Annotated in this window: 13 protein-coding genes; 4 read left to right on the plus strand and 9 right to left on the minus strand. The window is 44.6% G+C overall.

Going from position 1 to position 16,484, the window contains the following annotated elements:
* Positions 1 to 14: 14 nt before the first annotated feature.
* The gene (locus B9N89_RS19860; protein ID WP_132321696.1) at positions 15 to 1,076 is read right to left on the minus strand and encodes a hypothetical protein; all 1,062 of its coding nucleotides are present in this window, start codon (positions 1,074 to 1,076) and stop codon (positions 15 to 17) included.
* A gap of 432 nt (positions 1,077 to 1,508) precedes the next feature.
* Between B9N89_RS19860 and B9N89_RS19865 the strand changes: the two genes are divergently transcribed.
* The 3 genes from B9N89_RS19865 to B9N89_RS19875 all read left to right on the plus strand — a co-directional run bounded on the left by B9N89_RS19865 (position 1,509) and on the right by B9N89_RS19875 (position 5,783).
* A complete protein-coding gene (locus tag B9N89_RS19865) occupies positions 1,509 to 2,222 on the plus strand; it encodes a hypothetical protein (RefSeq protein ID WP_132321694.1) in 714 nt (237 codons plus the stop codon).
* Positions 2,219 to 2,494: a hypothetical protein gene (locus B9N89_RS19870; protein WP_132321692.1), complete on the plus strand. Its 276-nt coding sequence runs from the start codon at positions 2,219 to 2,221 to the stop codon at positions 2,492 to 2,494. Before B9N89_RS19865 ends, B9N89_RS19870 begins: the two co-directional genes overlap by 4 nt.
* A 139-nt stretch (positions 2,495 to 2,633) precedes the next feature.
* Positions 2,634 to 5,783: a WD40 repeat domain-containing protein gene (locus B9N89_RS19875; RefSeq protein WP_132321690.1), complete on the plus strand. Its 3,150-nt coding sequence runs from the start codon at positions 2,634 to 2,636 to the stop codon at positions 5,781 to 5,783.
* On the opposite strand, the gene B9N89_RS19880 is transcribed toward B9N89_RS19875, so the two are convergent.
* The 7 genes from B9N89_RS19880 to B9N89_RS19910 all read right to left on the minus strand — a co-directional run bounded on the left by B9N89_RS19880 (position 5,780) and on the right by B9N89_RS19910 (position 13,107).
* Positions 5,780 to 6,211, minus strand: coding sequence for a hypothetical protein (locus tag B9N89_RS19880; RefSeq protein ID WP_132321688.1), 432 nt, complete (start codon positions 6,209 to 6,211; stop codon positions 5,780 to 5,782). The two genes, B9N89_RS19875 and B9N89_RS19880, sit on opposite strands and share 4 nt — an antisense overlap.
* 479 nt (positions 6,212 to 6,690) lie before the next feature.
* A complete protein-coding gene (locus B9N89_RS19885) occupies positions 6,691 to 7,989 on the minus strand; it encodes an MFS transporter (protein WP_132321686.1) in 1,299 nt (432 codons plus the stop codon).
* A complete protein-coding gene (locus B9N89_RS19890; protein ID WP_132321684.1) occupies positions 7,976 to 9,007 on the minus strand; it encodes an SAM-dependent methyltransferase in 1,032 nt (343 codons plus the stop codon). The genes B9N89_RS19885 and B9N89_RS19890 overlap by 14 nt, the downstream gene beginning before the upstream one ends.
* Positions 9,008 to 9,010: 3 nt before the next feature.
* Positions 9,011 to 10,276, minus strand: a complete 1,266-nt coding sequence (locus B9N89_RS19895; RefSeq protein WP_132321682.1) for an SAM-dependent methyltransferase — start codon at positions 10,274 to 10,276, stop codon at positions 9,011 to 9,013.
* Positions 10,242 to 11,027: a DUF1365 domain-containing protein gene (locus tag B9N89_RS19900; protein WP_132321680.1), complete on the minus strand. Its 786-nt coding sequence runs from the start codon at positions 11,025 to 11,027 to the stop codon at positions 10,242 to 10,244. Before B9N89_RS19900 ends, B9N89_RS19895 begins: the two co-directional genes overlap by 35 nt.
* The gene (locus tag B9N89_RS19905) at positions 11,021 to 12,286 is read right to left on the minus strand and encodes an NAD(P)/FAD-dependent oxidoreductase (RefSeq protein ID WP_132321678.1); all 1,266 of its coding nucleotides are present in this window, start codon (positions 12,284 to 12,286) and stop codon (positions 11,021 to 11,023) included. Before B9N89_RS19905 ends, B9N89_RS19900 begins: the two co-directional genes overlap by 7 nt.
* Before the next feature lie 2 nt (positions 12,287 to 12,288).
* Entirely contained in the window at positions 12,289 to 13,107 is an 819-nt protein-coding gene (locus B9N89_RS19910) for an acyl-CoA desaturase (protein ID WP_132321676.1), read from the minus strand.
* Between the two features lie 375 nt (positions 13,108 to 13,482).
* Between B9N89_RS19910 and B9N89_RS19915 the strand changes: the two genes are divergently transcribed.
* Complete coding sequence (locus tag B9N89_RS19915) at positions 13,483 to 14,859, plus strand: hypothetical protein (protein ID WP_132321674.1); 1,377 nt, start codon at positions 13,483 to 13,485, stop codon at positions 14,857 to 14,859.
* Positions 14,860 to 14,931: 72 nt separating this feature from the next.
* Here B9N89_RS19915 and B9N89_RS19920 read toward each other — a convergent pair whose 3' ends face one another.
* Positions 14,932 to 16,476 (minus strand): vWA domain-containing protein, encoded by a 1,545-nt coding sequence (locus tag B9N89_RS19920; protein WP_132321672.1) that lies wholly within the window; start codon positions 16,474 to 16,476, stop codon positions 14,932 to 14,934.
* Between the last annotated feature and the right edge of the window lie 8 nt (positions 16,477 to 16,484).

Below are 16,484 nucleotides of genomic sequence, written 5' to 3' on the forward strand. Positions count from 1 at the left end.
AGAAAATCCTTCTTTTAGTTCGTGATGGTTTCAGAGGTTTCTTTTAAGTCGGCTTTTAGTGTGTTGAGCTTCTTTAAGTGACTCGCAGCGGATGACCAAATCTTCTCCCGCTTCTTGATGTCTTTAATAAGCTCTTCGATTTCCGATTCAGTATCTACGAACCATGCTAGAGACTGATTCAAGCTTAGCCCTGCATAGCAAGTTGTGTAGAATTGTCTTTCCGCCCCTGATGATTTCTTGATTAGATTATAAAGCTCCCTCTTGTCATCGAAGTCGTTACAGGACATTGTTCCGAAGGAAGGAGTGAGATCTTTGGCGGCGCAGTCATACCCTGCCCATTGAGAATAATCAAAGATATCATCAGTTAGTTCGAAATACAGAGTCTCAAGCTCGGAAATAGCTGAAACAAGGAAAGGGTCTCCACTGTCTGTCATGCGTACGATTGTACAAGCAACTAATGGAGTGCTTTCAGCTTTCTCCAGATATGCTGATTGTCGTATGATTACCTCGTCCACTTTCTCTTCCATCTCAAGCTCGATATCTAGACGATAACTCTCAAGCTCGGAAGCTGTCTTTTTCAATTTGCAGCTGTTCCATATCGGCTTCGTCTTATCATCACACTTTGGATAAACTGTTCTTGTTTCATAGATATTTTTGTATTTACCCCGAAAACACAACGTAGCCTTCGATTCTCTTTTGCAACGTACATTAGAGGTGTCATAGCCTTGCTGCCAACTCTTCCTTTCGTGTGACACGAAGATTGGGTAAGAGCTCGGGCATAGCTTATTAAGCTTCGCTCTATTCGTACCAGCATCCATAATCGCATAGCCAATTTTTCGGATGGTCGTGAATCCCTCTTGGACAGCCCCTGGGCAACTAAGGCTTAGTTCTTTTACTTCTTCCCTACCTGTTAACACTTGTTCTCGTTTACCCTCGCCGCAAGAAGAGTTCTGCTTTTGTTCATAGGCCTTGATTCCACATTCTGGGCCCTTCCAAGTCTTAGTAGGAAAGGCATACGCATTATGGCTTACCTGAAATAGGGCGAGTAATGCCATTGAGATCAATTTTGATTTCATTTGTTCCCTTTTAAATTTCATATTTGATTGTGAGTTACAGTTGGTGCATAACTGAAGTCGGCTTTTTCATTTGCACCTAAATTATTGACCTGCCAAGCTGATTCGATTGCGATCTCTGAGAAAACGCAACGGGTTTACTCAGAGCATTGTTAAAGAAATATTAACCTCCTTTCATCTCAACTAGTTCCTTGTAATTAATGCTGAACATAGCACCTAAGGTGTCTAATTCAAGGTTGTTTAGGCACTCGAATTTACAAAGCTTTTCGCGATGAAAGATTGTTCCCTGATAAAAGTGCTCATCGTGCTACATCTCTCTGCCAACGTCCACAGGTGGCAAAGGATAGCCCTCTGAAATAATTAGCTTGACTATGTGTTCACGATGAGTAACTAAATTTTCACGGCGAAATTTCTACTGAGATGAGAGGGGTGCATATGAGTCTGGTAGATGATTTGGCGGTCGAGATTCGACATTACCTCGACGGGCACAGAAACAGAAACCTTAGAACTCTTGAACGTAAATCAGGGGTGAGCTATGCCACTATTCGCAGGATAGTTCAAAATGAAGTAGGTAACCCTTCGATTGAGAAGACAGTTATTCCAATTCTTTCCCAAATAATGCCTACGAAAGACGTAGCGAAGTTCCTTTCCTTGCATGATATACCATTGGCCGACTTCATCAAAACGTTCTCGGAATATAAAGACAAATCGATAGTTCTAACAGACCTTGACCAGCGTATCATTCTTGCTGCAAGAGCAAAAGAAGGTACAACTAGGGAGAGAATCGTATGGGAGCACGGCAACACTAGCGGTCTAAAAAGATTGGAACACCTACTGAATGAAGGTGTTTTGAAAGAAGTTAATGGCCGGATACTGTGCGAGGACCACTATATTCCCAGTATTGATGGTGTACTGATTGAAATAGAAAAGTCCGCACGGAATTTTAACAAAGACAAAATCGGTCATGGGGCATATTATGGCCACTTCAGTGGCTCGATGAGCTGGCCGGATTATGAGAGGCTAAGAGCTGTCGCTAAAGAGTACTGGGATACCGTTCAAGATATTTCGGAAAACCCTACTCCTGGGCCAGAGGTTATTGCAAATGTCAACATTCTTGCGGATTTTCAAGACGTGGAGGATATATCATGAAACTTCGATTCTTATTTCTCATTCTAGCAAGTTTCCCTGTTTTCGCGTCTAACCAAGGTGGCGGCGGAGGCTTTGAAAGGGCAACGGTGATGGAGGCAGCTTCGAACGATTATTTGAGAGCTAAGCTTCGCCTATCCATAGAGGGGGTAGATGTGACAACTGTACGAGTTAAAGACAAATTGAGCGCAGTTGGACAGTTGTTAGAAGTGAAGATGGTTGATAGCGACTTACTGTCGCTGGATGAAAGTACGTTGGTCATACGTGACCAATAAGCTAGCCTGCGAGTTAGTCACTCATTGCTCTAGCTCTTTCGCCTAGCTATTCCCACAAGAGTGGGACCAGTTGATTTACTAGTTGAATTATGTAGGTCATAGTGGTATTGAAGCTGCTTCTAATGTCGGAGGAGCTTCAATGTTTAACTACTTTATCTCCCTAGTGATTTTGTTCAGCCTTTCCTGCCAGCGCCAAACTAATGAAATAGCAGATGATATTTTACGCTGTGGCCCTTCTGTAGTTCCCGAAGGCTCTTATACCCAGATTTTAAGTCCAAAAGGTACACCCCTCAGTGGCAAAGAGGTTAAAGCCAAACTCTACACTGACAGCAATATTTCAGGTGAAACGTTAGCAGTTACAGAAAAAGGCTGTGTAAGAACCGATACCTTAGCTTCAGGGTGGCTTGTTGTAAATCGACCAGAATCTAGCTGGTCCTGGAAATCGAAGGCTGAGTCTTTAGAAGCAAAATCGATCACATTGGAAGTTAAAAGGGCGTCAACTCTAAAGCTAGAGTGTCCATCAAGCTTAAAAATAGGGCCTCAAGTGGATCTCCAAGAAGTGTTTGGTATTCCCCTGGACGAAACTTCCTTGAGCTATCAGCTGGTTCAAGATCCACAGAGGCAACTATCCGGCTATGGAATTGCAGAAAAAAGTATCAAGCTGCAACTGAACTCCACTTTCCAAGAAGACTTAGGGCTAGAATTACAAGTAGAAGTAAACGACCTCGTGACACTGGGTAGGTCTCAAATCAAGTGCCCAGTGACCTTCGATAGCAGTGCCCCTACTGCTGATGCTAGGCTTCCCAAATGGGCTGAAGAAGAAAGCCTAAATATTAATAATAAAGAAGTTATCAAAATTGATCCAAATAGCAACATTACCCTAGTAAGCGGTGACTCAGATAGCCAAACAATCGAGTATTGCTTTACTCCAGTTAACTATCAGGAGCTGATATCGGAAGATAAGCCGCGTGAATGTCAGGAGCCAGAAACCTATCAAGGCGGAATTCGGAGTAATCGTGAAAGCAACTCGGGTTATTGGCAACTGACATATCGTAGTATCGATGATGTTGGAAATGTCTCATCGTGGTCTGATCCTCAGTATTTGCTTTACTATGACCTGGACAAAATAAAGAGAATTCGCGCTGAGGCTTCGTCTGAAATCCGGCTGAATCAGGAGACGGTAGGATTTGAGTCTAGTCTCAAAAATATGTTTCATGCGATCGATCTTTATAGCGAACGCAATAGCTTGGTAACGCAGGCTGAAAAGGAGCAAGTTGATTTTGCTGTACTCAAATCGCTTTATGAATCTAGAAGCAGTGACGTGCTTCTTGTTGATGAACTTGATGTCGTTGCGAGGCTAGCTCAATTTGTCGGGAAGTACTTTATTTTTCGAAAGGGACTTGAGAAGCTAGTGATCTATAACACAGAAAACCCATCTGAGTCTCTTGAGTTTGATGTTTCAGGAGAGTCTGGTAGTGATCAAATTTCAAATATCACACAGTATGATGACAGGAGTGTAATTGTTATCGCTGGGAAGAGCCTTTATCGATGGAGTGAAGAATCAGGACTCGTGCTTTTGCGGAATGACTTGACTGGAGATACTATCAGTGGAGGTAGCTTAACGGTCAACGATGAATGGATAGCTTACTATAGCTATGAACTGCGGAATCAAGCTGCGAACCAGTTTGTTTTTATACCTAGGGATGATATCAGCAAAGATATCACAGAGCCAGTTTCTTGTGTGGGTCAGGCTTTACAGCTCACTGATGACGATAAATTGTATTTTGGGACTTCCGACAGGTGTTCGAGTGAATCTTCGCTTGCAACAGGACTAAGATCCTTAACCATTGGCGTTCCGGGTGTCAGTCAAGTTTTTGAAACGAACTTTATTCGGTCAATATCTTATGATGCTGAAAAGAAGTTGTTGGCCTTTATCAGTAACGAAACTTTAGGCATAATTGATACGAAGACTGATGCTATTTTAGGTAGGAAGGCAGTAGCAGACTCATTAGGTCAAGTTGGCTTCTTAGAAAACGGTAGATCCCTTGCTTACAAGGAAGGTAGTTCCATAAAGATCGTCAGGTTAGATTTTAACCTTCAACCTGACGAGATCCTAGATGGGGGCTTGGTTATTTCCAGCGGTACTTCTGCTTCGAGCTTAAGAACTGATGGTTCTAGTCGTTTGTCAACGAGTTTTACCGGACGAAATACAAGTTACATTTGGTCTTTAAAAGACTGGAATGAAGAGTTCTTAGAGATCGTGCGGTTTGATGAGGGGGCAAAACTACACACGGTTGAATTCGATGATCCAATGAAGGAGCTTGTTGTGTCATATTCAGTGGGGGGCGATAGATACATAGGCATATACGATATATCGGGTCGCCTGAAGAACTCTTATTCAACTGGTTCGCAGTATTTGAACTTTTTTGCGTCTTATAAAGGAACTATAGTAGGTGGGTACAAGTCCATCGCTGGGTTTGATCAGGATGGGAACCCCATTGATTTTGGTGCCTTTGCCTACAAAAAGCAGATATCTGGAGTAATCGTAGACTCTTTTGGTCGTTTCATCGTATCGTCTTACGATGGGTCGGTCGATCGTTGGACGATTCTGAATGGTGCTGCAAAACGGGAACCCATACATTACGATAGTAGTGACTATATTAGTCAAATATCACTATCCTCGGATGAAAAGCTTTTAGCGGTTACAGGCTGGATAACAGGATTTTCGCGGATCATTGATTTAGATTCTGGTGCTGTGAGCACTAAGATATCTCACGATGCAAAAACACTCAACTTTGTTGGACAATCGAAACAGCTTTCAGGTATTAGCAAAGATTTGAGCCATTTTTATACCGGTGATTCTCAGGCGTTAATGCATGACTTCAGGTTGTCAGATGCAGGTTCACCTCAACTAGTGGGTTTCTGGATGCCGTCGAACACCAAAGGATGGTTGTTGAGTCCAACTTTAGGTACGAAAGACGGTAAGCAGTTTGGCTTTGTTTCATTGTGGGATGCCAACTTTGATGACTTTATGGAGACTTCAGTACAGCACAAAACTCACTTTCGAGGAGCAAAGCTTGGAAATCCTAATATCGGGGTAAATAATGGTAATGTGAGAGCTACCTTTGCTGGACATGACAAGGTATCATTCTTCAAAGACAATGTACTCTATCTATGGGATCTGAATCTTGAAAACCAGCTTATGAAAACTTGTGGGTTGGTAGAAAACGTTTTAAAGAAAGAAGAACATGAGGCACTTAGTAAGATTTGTGTTTCCATGTCAAATTAAGGCATTCCATCTTCAATCCATTTAATTAAGTTGGCTTTATCTTCAGGAAGAATCGTTTGGCTTGCTCCTACAGGAGGCATAGGGGTCGCTGCTTCAGGTTGAAGTGTGGCAAGTGAAGACTCTCCGTTGGATACTCCATCTGCGGATTCTGCCTTCCAATCGGCCTCGGTTTCTAGAACAGGGGTAACAACTCCGCCAGTAACATGACAACCTTCGACACAGCCTTGGGTTATGGCATCACTTACGTCTGCAAAAGTTACTGCTACAATTCCCGATTCTGAGTCATCTTCGGTTGAATCCCCTTCCGTATCCTCATCACCAGTATTTTTCCCAATAGCAGACCCTTCGTCCCCAGTGGGCTCCAAACACGAGTAAGTCAAAGTAATCATGATGAAAAATGGTGCAATCATCAAAAATTGGCGAACCATACTATATCCCCTCATATAACACCTCTGCTTTGTATCGGCACCTAGGGTCCATAGCTTAAGAAAATCGTTGACCTGTTTACAGGCTGCGATGCGCAGGAAAGATGAGACGGACAAACTACAAGCTGATGCGCAGGTACGAGCTGATGAAAGCCACAATCAAAATAGAAAATATTTCGGGCATTTAGCCATTTGAAATCGCGAGCTGCCGAGTCTTTCTTTAAAGGAGTGCGGAGTTTCGAGGAAAGTGAAATAGGTTTATCACCTGAATTTGCCTTGCTTTTCGTAGGCTAAGAAAAGTTAGTCCGCTGAAAGGCCTCGCCCGCGAAAAGTCTCCTGTAAGGTCGAGCACTTCTTTCCAAGAAGTCTTGAGCTTTGACTCCATCCCAATGGCCTCTTAGAGAACTTTTTTTGGGGGTTTGTGTTTTTGAGAAACGGGAAGACACAAGCTCCAATCTTCCATCCGTAGCTCCTAGGTGCGCCTAGGAGCCCTTTCCTACTTTGTTTGCTTCTTTCGTTGAGGGAAATTTTAGCATCAGTGCCGCTCCAAGCATGAAAAATACCCCAACTCCGGGGCCGAATATGAACCCCAGATACGATCGGGTTTCGGCATCTGGTTTGGTACCAGATTCGAAACCAATAGCTTCGAGTAAGAGTCCAGCCAAGCCTATGGCTAGAGCCCGAGAAACTTTGGCTGATAGCTTCCAGAAACCGAAGTAGCGACCATAGCTGTCTGGTTCATCACCAGCGTCAACGACGTTTGCTAGAGCCACATCCATTAGAAAAATCGAACCAACAAGAATACCTCCCACCACCGCCATGGAATACGCTGGCCACACCTCACTAACGGGAAACATTGGGTAAACAATGCTACCAATTAAGCCAAGACTGAAGATGGAGCCAAATAGTAAGTAGCGAAGATCGTAACGCTCGGCCAATTTTTGCCAAATAACTATGGATAGTGAGATCACTAAAGTGAAAACAATGAGGACTCCCTGAGTTTGGGACTCTTCAAGTTGCAAACGGTAGCGATAGTAGTAGAGTGCGGTAGCACTATTGATAGCCTGGCCTATGGTGGCAGCAAGGTAGGCAACAACAAGAATAAGAAAAGCATGGTTACTGCGAAGTTTTAGAAACTGAGCGATCCCACGCTGTGGGGTTTGAGGCTGGCCTTGTAGCTTTGGGTCGCGGAAGAACCATGAGCAGATCAGAGTTCCCAGTAAGATGATCGAACCTATGATCACTGCTGCTGCTTGGTAACTTTGAACTCTTTGATCTTGTTCGAGCAGCAAGCCGGGTATGGCAATGCCGCTGAGAAGCCCCACTATTGTGAATAAGTAACGCCAAGCGTAGATCTTTTGCCGGATCGAGTCCTGCTTTGATATATCACCCCCTAGAGCTGAGTGAGGAACATTGATGAGGGTGAGACTGGTGTTGCTCAATAAATAGAGAAAGCCAATGGAATAGATACTAGTGCTGCTCTGAGGGACAAAAAACATAAGGCTTGCTGAAATCGGAAGCGTGATGGCCCCAAGAACCATAAACGGAATCCGACGTCCAAAGCGGCTTAGGGAGGAATCAGAGAGCTTACCGATCCATGGGTCTGTAATTGCATCCCAAATCACACCTACTGCTACCATTAGCCCTGCTGCACCTGGTGCTATGAGTAGCACGTCAGTGCAATAGATTAGAAGGTTGATGCGAAAAAAAGTTTCTAGAGCACTGGGGCCCCACTCACCGAGTCCGTAGAGCCATAAGGTTCCGGGCTTAGTCAGGGTCATTCACTTTACCAAAAAGATAATGGCTCACATGCCATTGGTTACCGTCTTCATAACCCCAAAGTTCTGCGCAAGACATGAAAAAAATCTTCCAAAACTCCCACCACTTCTTTGCGTCAGAGCCGTAATGGGATTTGAATATCTTCATCACGGCTGATTTGTTCCGCTTCATGTTGTGAAGCCAAGCTTCGCTAGTTTTAGAATAGTGTTGACCATTGACCACCCAATGCTTTTGAACTCGAAGGTCGCGATTAAAATAATATAGAAGGTGATCACTAGGCATGATACCACCGCTAAAGAAGTTGCGGCTTAGGAAGTCGGTAGAATCCTTATCTTCAAACAAGTAGCTTAAATTCTTGTGAGTGAATATATGAACGAAGAGCTTGCCACCTGGGTTGAGAATATCTGATAGCTGACATAGCAAAGCTTCATAGTTTCGCATATGCTCAAACATCTCAATACTAATAATTCGATCGAATCCGGTGGATAGGTTTAAGTTGTTAGCATCCATGGTGAGAACTTCTAAGTTTTTTAAGCCTAAGGCTTTGATGCGGCTCTCTATGAAGTCTTTTTGGATACGTGAGTTCGAGATTGCAGTAAACTCACTATGAGGATAGTTCTGAGCAGCGAACAGGGAAAACGAACCCCAACCACAGCCCAGATCAAGAATTCTCATGTTATCTTGAATCTTGGCCCGCTGAATATATAGCTCAAGCATATTTTGTTCAGCTTGGTCGAGAGTCTTAGTGCTTGGGTCCCAGTAGCCCGAGCTATACTTAAGATATCGACCCATGAACAAGCGAAAGAAATCGGACGGTAGTTCGTAGTGCTGAGTGTTTGCCTTATCGGTTTCGATTGCAATGGGTGACTTGCGAAGTTGCGCAACCAATTGATTGATCCGCTCCTGATGTACGGATACGTCATCACTGCTTGATTCGGAAATCCGTCGTTTGAGAAGCTGCCGAATCCCTATGCGGATGAGCGGCTCAGGGATCACGCCGCGGCTTAGAAGTTGTTCCATGGGTCACCTATCAATAGAAGGGTTGTTCGCACGTGTTAGGGCGAATTGAGCAACGGTGATATGCTTCATGGCAAATGCCGCTGCACAGTAGGAGAAGTAGTAGTTCCACTTCCGAATAAAATCATCCTTGAACCCTAGAGCTTTGACTTCAGTAGCATGTTGGTTGAAATTGGATTGCCATGCTCTAAGGGTCGTGGGGTAGTGACGCCCAATATCTTGTAGATCAAGTAGGAGGTAGTCACCGTTACGATTCATGCGTTCCAATATTGTTTGCAGTGATGGGATTAGCGAGCCAGGAAAGATATGTCGTTGTATAAAATCAACGCCAGTGCGAAAGCTTTCATAGCGATTGTCAGGACATAGGATGACCTGATGTGCTATTAGACCTTGAGGCTTGAGCCAAGAATGTGCCTGCTTACAAAACTCCGATAAAAATTGATCGCCCACCGCTTCCAGCATCTCTACGGTGAATATTCGATCAAATTGCCCCGATAAGTCGCGATAGTCGCAGTTAAGCACTGTGATCTTGTGGCTTAATCCTCGCTCTTCGATTTTCTTCTTAGCAAAATGGTACTGCTGATCGGAAATTGTTGTCGTCACAACTTCACAATTGAAATGTTCCGCGAGAAAGCATGAGAACTCACCCCAGCCGGTGCCAACTTCTAAAATTTTCAATCCATCAGCCATGCGACCGATTTTAGCCAATCTCTCAAATTTTTTGACTTGAGCCTGCTCCAAGTCTTGGGTCTCGGAAAAGTCCCCACAAGAGTAGGTCATAGTTGGATCTAAAAAAATCTCGAAGAACTTGTTCCCTAGATCGTAATGATCTTGAATGTTGTTTTTTGAGCCAGTTCGGCTATTGCGATTCAGGTTATGGCGAACGCGATCGATAACCTTCCGGCTGCTAACGATGGAACTAGATTGGGCGCGAGTTCCCGACATTGTGGGGCTAGAGTCGTAATTCAAGATAAACCATTTAAACACATCCTCTAGGGAATTTGTCTCCCAAAGGCCTTCCATATAGGTTTCAGCTAGACCAAGATCACCACCAAGGACAAGGCGCTTATAGAACGAAGGACGATATACATTGATCGTAGCTCTGACCTCGTCTCCCTCACCTAATTCCAAGTAGTTTGCGCCATGAGCATCGCGAATGATAAGGCGTCCTCGTTTCATCTGACCCAAGTTTTTCTTAATCAAGCCGACAAAAAATGGGAGACTTTTTTGTTCTAACTTACGAAACGAACTTGGAATGGTGCTTGCGATCATAGTACCCCCTTTGCTTATGAATATCGTTCGCCTTTTTTAGATAGGGTAGGCGACGGATAAAGAGTTTTCCTGCTTCGTAATGAATTCCAAGGATAACTTTGATCGTAATCAAAGGATAGCGGAATATGGTTGCCAACAGGGATCCTGTTGTCAAAGGCTTGCTGACTGTACTCAGTCCTGCATGCAGGTAGGTCTTTTCTTGATCCTTCGACCAAACATGGGCCTGAAACCCTTGTGGGTTAAAGCGAAGCTTGAAATGAAACTGGGTATCCAATGGGATGAACGGAGAAACATAAAAGTCTTTCGGTAACTTGGTTGTAGCTCGACCCTGATCATCCAGGGCGCCAGCCCAGAACATTTTAGCTTCGCCAAATGTGTTATTGACTTCTATGAGCGCATATCGTACGCCATGACTATAGATGATAAAAAAGCAGATTGGATTAAAGTTGTAGCCAAAGGTTCGCGGTAAGGTGATGAGCTGAATGCGCTCGACTCTTTGCTTAAATCCAAACTCTGAAAGCCATGCCATAACATTTTCTTTGATGGAATTTCGATCGAAGTTGATATAGTCCGCGGGGTGAAGCCGATAAATATTTGGTCTTTTGGATGAAATAATAGGAATCGATCGTTCTAACTCCTCAAGTTTGTCGAGGTCAAGGCATAGATAGAACACACGATACTTGAATTGATTTGACTCGATCATCCTCGTGTGTGAGACCTCACCGATCAGGAGACCGTGATGCTCTACCAAGCAGGCCTCCCTAATAGCTTTTCTGAGACATTGATCGCTGATTGAAACCCGTCCTCATGAAATCCATAGCGGAAGTAAGCGCCGCAGAAATAGAAGGGCTCGTCATCTTGATTTAATTGTTGAAGTTCTTGCTGGGCACGGACAGCAGCCTGATCAAAGAGAGGGTGTTCATAGTAAATTTCTCTTAGAACTTTATGGTCATCAATGATACCTGTATCGTTGAGGGATATGAAGTAGTCTGTTTTTTTAGAAATTCCTTGCAGACGGTTCATCCAGTAGATGGTGGATGGTATCACTTCCTGCCTGTGATTCATCTCCATCCTGTAGTTCCAGCTAGACCAAACACCTTTGATTTTAGGCATAACCTTACGATCAGTGTGAAGCAACACGTGGTTTTTTTGATACTTAAATGGCGATAGTAATTGTTCTTGCTGTTGATTTGGACTTTCAATAAGTTTTAAGGCCTGATCGCCATGACAAGAAAATAGCACCTTATCAAAAATCCGGTGGCTGCCATCTTTAAAACCAAGTTTCACCTTGCCGTTGCTCCGACGGACGGTAGCGATGTTCTGGTTGAGTTTGATACGTTCTTTGAATGGGTCTATGAGTCGCGACTTATAGGACTCACTACCACCTTCCATGGTGTACCATTGGTGCTGGGTATTGAGGCCAAGGAAGCCATGGTTATAGAAGAACCGAATCAAGGTTTTTGCTGGAAAGCCTCTCATCTTATCCGGTGGGGTCGACCACACTGCACCGCTCATGGGTACCAGGTACTTATCAAAAAAGTCGTCTCCGTAAGCTCTTTCCTCAACTAGTTCTTCAATTGTGACATCATCATAGTTTGGATCATTGAGAATATCGATGGCGTCCTGATTGAAGCGATTGATACTGAGGAGCATCTTGATGAAGCGGGGCCTGAGTATGTTACGTCGCTGTCTAAAAAGACCATTAAGCCCTGATCCGCAGTACTCTAACTTTCCTGGGCTATCCTTAACGCTAAAGCTCATGCAGGTTTTCTTTGTGGGCACGTCGAGTTCTTTAAAAAGGCGCACCAGGTTAGGATAGGTGACATGATTGAATACCATAAACCCTGAATCAATTGCGACTTCTTCACCTTCTTCTGAAACGAATAGGGTATTCGTGTGACCACCGACATACGATTCCTTCTCAAAAATGGTAATGTCATAGTCATGTTGCAAAAAATGAGCAGCACCCATTCCGGCAATGCCCGAGCCAATAATTGCGAGAGATTCCATACTTACCTCGGCGACAGCTTTAAATTTTTTAACCCTATTGGTTCTTTGATGGCGGTAACCCATCCTAACAATGCAGACAGCTTGATCAAGTAATAACTGAAATCGACCTCCCACCAATAGAATCCTTGGCGGGCGGAACCGGGATAGAAGTGATGATTGTTATGCCAGCCTTCGCCCATAGTCAATAGTGCGAGGAGAAAGCTGTTCCGGCTATCGTCGCGGGTCTCGAATCTACGGGAACCAACAATATGGCAAAGAGAATTGATAAGAAAAGTACCATGCCAGAGCAAGACAGTACTGATAAGGAAGCCCCAAAGAAAGCCCTGCCAGCCAAAGATTGCTAGCAGAATGGCTCCGTAGATTGCAGGTGGCACGAGATAGTGGCGATCGAGCCAGACGATCTCGGGAAACTTTTGAAGATCCTTAACGTGATCCTGCGTTACGGATTTATACGAGCGATCAAATACCCAGCCAAGGTGTGATTGAAAGAAACCATGAGCCTTTGGGGAGTGAATGTCGAGAGTCTTATCGGAATGGCGATGATGATGGCGATGAATGGCAGCCCACCAGATGGGTCCCCGTTGAATGGCAGCGGTACCTAAGGCACCTAATAGGAACTGATACCAGCGCTTGGCTTTGAAAGACTTATGTGAAAATAAGCGATGGAAGCCAGCTGTGATACCAAACATCCGGATGTAATAGGAACCGATGCAGAGAAGCACCCACTGGAGTTCCCACTGAAGCCAGAAAAGTGAGATCAGAGCGAGTCCATGAATGGCAAGCAGACTAAATCCAGCGGGCTTAACGTACTTTAAACTCAAAGAGAACCTCTCTACTCTGTGGTCCTTAAATTTAAGGATGGAGTGATCGATCTGCCAACGATTTAAATAGTGGCAGTCTAAAGCACGGGGAGCTTGCTTTCTAGTGAATATCTTGAAGACGAAGCTGAGTGAATCCACCAGAACATCGATGAACGTTGCTTTAGAATTAGTTTAGTGTGCTTTTATTGGCTCTATTAATTGTTATTAAGGTAGGATGCTTCACAGACTCTCAACACTCAGTAAATATTAGTTATTTCGACGCTAGTTTATTCTGAATTAAAAATTTATATTTGATTTATATATCCTCGCAGGCCCTCTGCTACAGTCCCCCCGTCTTTAATAGGTCACATTGTCCATCCAACTTTTGGAGAAGTTATGAAGGCTAAGGTTTTTTGTTCATCGATTCTAGCTCTCGCACTAGGTGCTTGTAATTCGGATTCCGATAGCGGTAACGACAATCCTCCAGCACCACCTACTGATGGTGGAGGATTTAGTCTCGTCAGAACTCAGTGTGCAGCGGTAGACGCATTTGATTTCTCGAAAGTTGAAGATCGCAGCTCATGTCCCGAAGGAACAACCAAGGGAACTTCAGAGGGTAGCTGTATCCTAAAAGGCAAGATTACAAAGGATTTGACTCTTACCAAAAACTTCACCTATATCCTCAGTGGTGGCGTATTCGTAGGTGGCGATAACACTGATTCAGCAACGCTGAACATCGAGGCAGGCACAAAGTTTATTGGTCAGTCTGGTGCGGACTTCCTTGTGGTTAGTCGAGGTTCCAAGATCGAAGCGCGTGGCACCAAGGATGAGCCCATTGTTTTCACCTCGTCAAAGGCTGTTGGTGAGCGTGGCAGAGGTGATTGGGGTGGACTTGTTATCAATGGTAACGCGCCAATCGGCTGTGAAGACAAACTAGGTACCTGTACTGCAGAAGGCGAAGGTAGCACAGGAACTTATGGTGGCGATACGTTTGAAGACTACAGCGGTACTCTACGCTACGTTCGTGTCGAATATGCTGGAAACGAAATCACTCCTGAAAACGAGCTAAATGGAATCGCTTTCCAAGGTGTTGGCTACTGTACAAAAGCAGAATACATCCAAGTTCATATGAACGCTGACGACGGCGTCGAGTTCTTTGGTGGTGCTGCGGATGTGAAGTATGTAGTCCTAACTGGTAACGGTGATGACTCTCTTGACTGGGTTAACGGATGGGTTGGTAATGCCCAGTATGTACTGATCGAGCAGTACGGAGACAAGGCCAATAACGGCATCGAAGCTGATAACTCGAGCAAGTCTATGAATCGTAGTCCACGCTCCAATCCAAACCTAGCCAACTTCACAATGCTTGGCACCTCTGAGGCAGCTGCGAAGGGTGGCGACGGCTTCCATCTTCGACGTGGTACTGGTGCTAAGATCTACAATTCAGTTGTAACAGGATTTAAGTCAGCATGTATCAATCTTGAAGACCAGGCAACATTTGATGCAGGCGAAGTTGAGTTTCATAATGTTGTCGTCGGCAACTGCAAAAGTAATTTCCCAAGCGACGAGACCGATACTGAAGGGCTATTCTTGGCTGAAGCAGGCAACGTTGAAGCTGAAATCGAGCCTAAGAAGATTTATAGCGACCTAGCTAAGGTGAATGCTGTTCAAGGAATGTCAACTGGAGGTCTTGATGCAACAACATTCGTTGGTGCAATTGAGAACGCAGACAATGATTGGACAGCTGGCTGGACAACATCTGCAAAGAACTAATCCTGCATGAGAGCCAAGGTTGGCTCTCGTTGTGACGATCGTTCAGCCCTTCCCTTCGTGGAAGGGCTTTTTTTATTGGGAAACTATCATGCCTTGAGCTTGGTTCACCAAGCTTTGAAATTCAGTTCGGATTCCTAAGGGGTCATTTAAGAGGCCAGGTGCTAACAAGTCACTGATACCTTGAAACTGATAGTCTAAAGTGTGTTCCGACTGACGGAATTTCATTGCTGCCGCGGCGATCCCCGCCTGAAAGGCGAAGTCTGCATCACTTAGAATCCCATCAAGCCCATCATCTTGTATCTCTTGGCTCAATTCTCGGGATTCAGAAGCCTCAGGCTCCTTGTAACGAAGCTTAAAAGTGCCTACCGATAGTGGGCCTGCACTAAAATCAGTTCCATCCTTCAGGATCACTTCATATAGAGCTGTAATTTCGTGGCCAGCACCGGTGTCGCCAGCATCCTTTTGATCATTGGCAAAGTCATCGTCTTCGAGTCGACGGTTGTTGTAGCCTATGAGACGATACTGATCCACAAGATCTGGGTTGAACTCAATTTGAAACTTAAGATCCTTGGCGATGGTAACTAGGCCCTTGTATAGATCGACTCCGAATATCTTATCAGCCTCTTTGATGGAATCAACGTAGTTATAGGTACCATTCCCATCGTTTGTAAGCTTTTCAAGCATCGGGTCATTGCCATTCTTACCGAACCCGAGGACATTGAGAAACACTCCTTGTTGAGATTTTTCCTGGACGAGCGAGACAAGCTCATCAGCGCTGGTTACTCCGACATTGAAATCACCGTCGGTTACCAGAATCACACGATTGACGCCACCTGCTATGAAATACTCATTAACAAGATCGTATGCTGTGATGATCCCCTTCGAGCCATTGGTGCTGCCTCCAGACTGGAGCTGGCCAATGGACCCTTTGATTAATTCTGTTTGATCTCCGGTTGTCGAAGGCAAGATAATCCAAGAGTTTCCTGCATAGGCTACAATGCTGATGCGATCATTGGCACCTAGCTTATCTGCAAGTAGATTCAGTGATTCTTTCACCAATGGCAAGTGCCCAGACATGGACCCTGAGACATCGACAAGGATCGCCAGGTTCTTTGCAGCTTGATCCATACCCTCGGGACTAAAGCCTTTTATACCAAATCGTAGCAGCCGGTTAGTGGAAGCCCAAGGGCTGACACCTTGGCTAAAATTAAATGAAAATACTTCGTCGGCACTAGGTTCGCGATACTCGTAAGGAAAGTAGTTTAGAAACTCCTCAACGCGGATTTGCTCAGGGGGCATCATGTAGCCATAGGTCAATCCCTCGCGAAATCGTGTGTAAGAGGCAGTGTCAACGTCAGCGGAAAATGTAGACATGGGATGATCTGCAACCGAAAGAAAATCCTCTGAAATTCCCAGGGGTGTTTCATTGGGTAGTGAAGCGCCTATGTCGGCACTTGGTAGGCTTTCAGCCTCTGCATTGGGAACGCCGGCAGCGGAGGCGGATCCCTTTCCACTGCCACTAACTTTGACTTTGCCCCTCTTGGTTTCACAGGCTAAGTGGCTGAATATACAAATGGATAAAATGGCAAAGGCCATCTTGCTTTGGCTGAGTCTCATTGTTTGGT

Origin of the sequence: Pseudobacteriovorax antillogorgiicola (assembly GCF_900177345.1) — a bacterium.
Classification (GTDB): Bacteria; Bdellovibrionota_B; Oligoflexia; order Oligoflexales; family Oligoflexaceae; genus Pseudobacteriovorax; species Pseudobacteriovorax antillogorgiicola.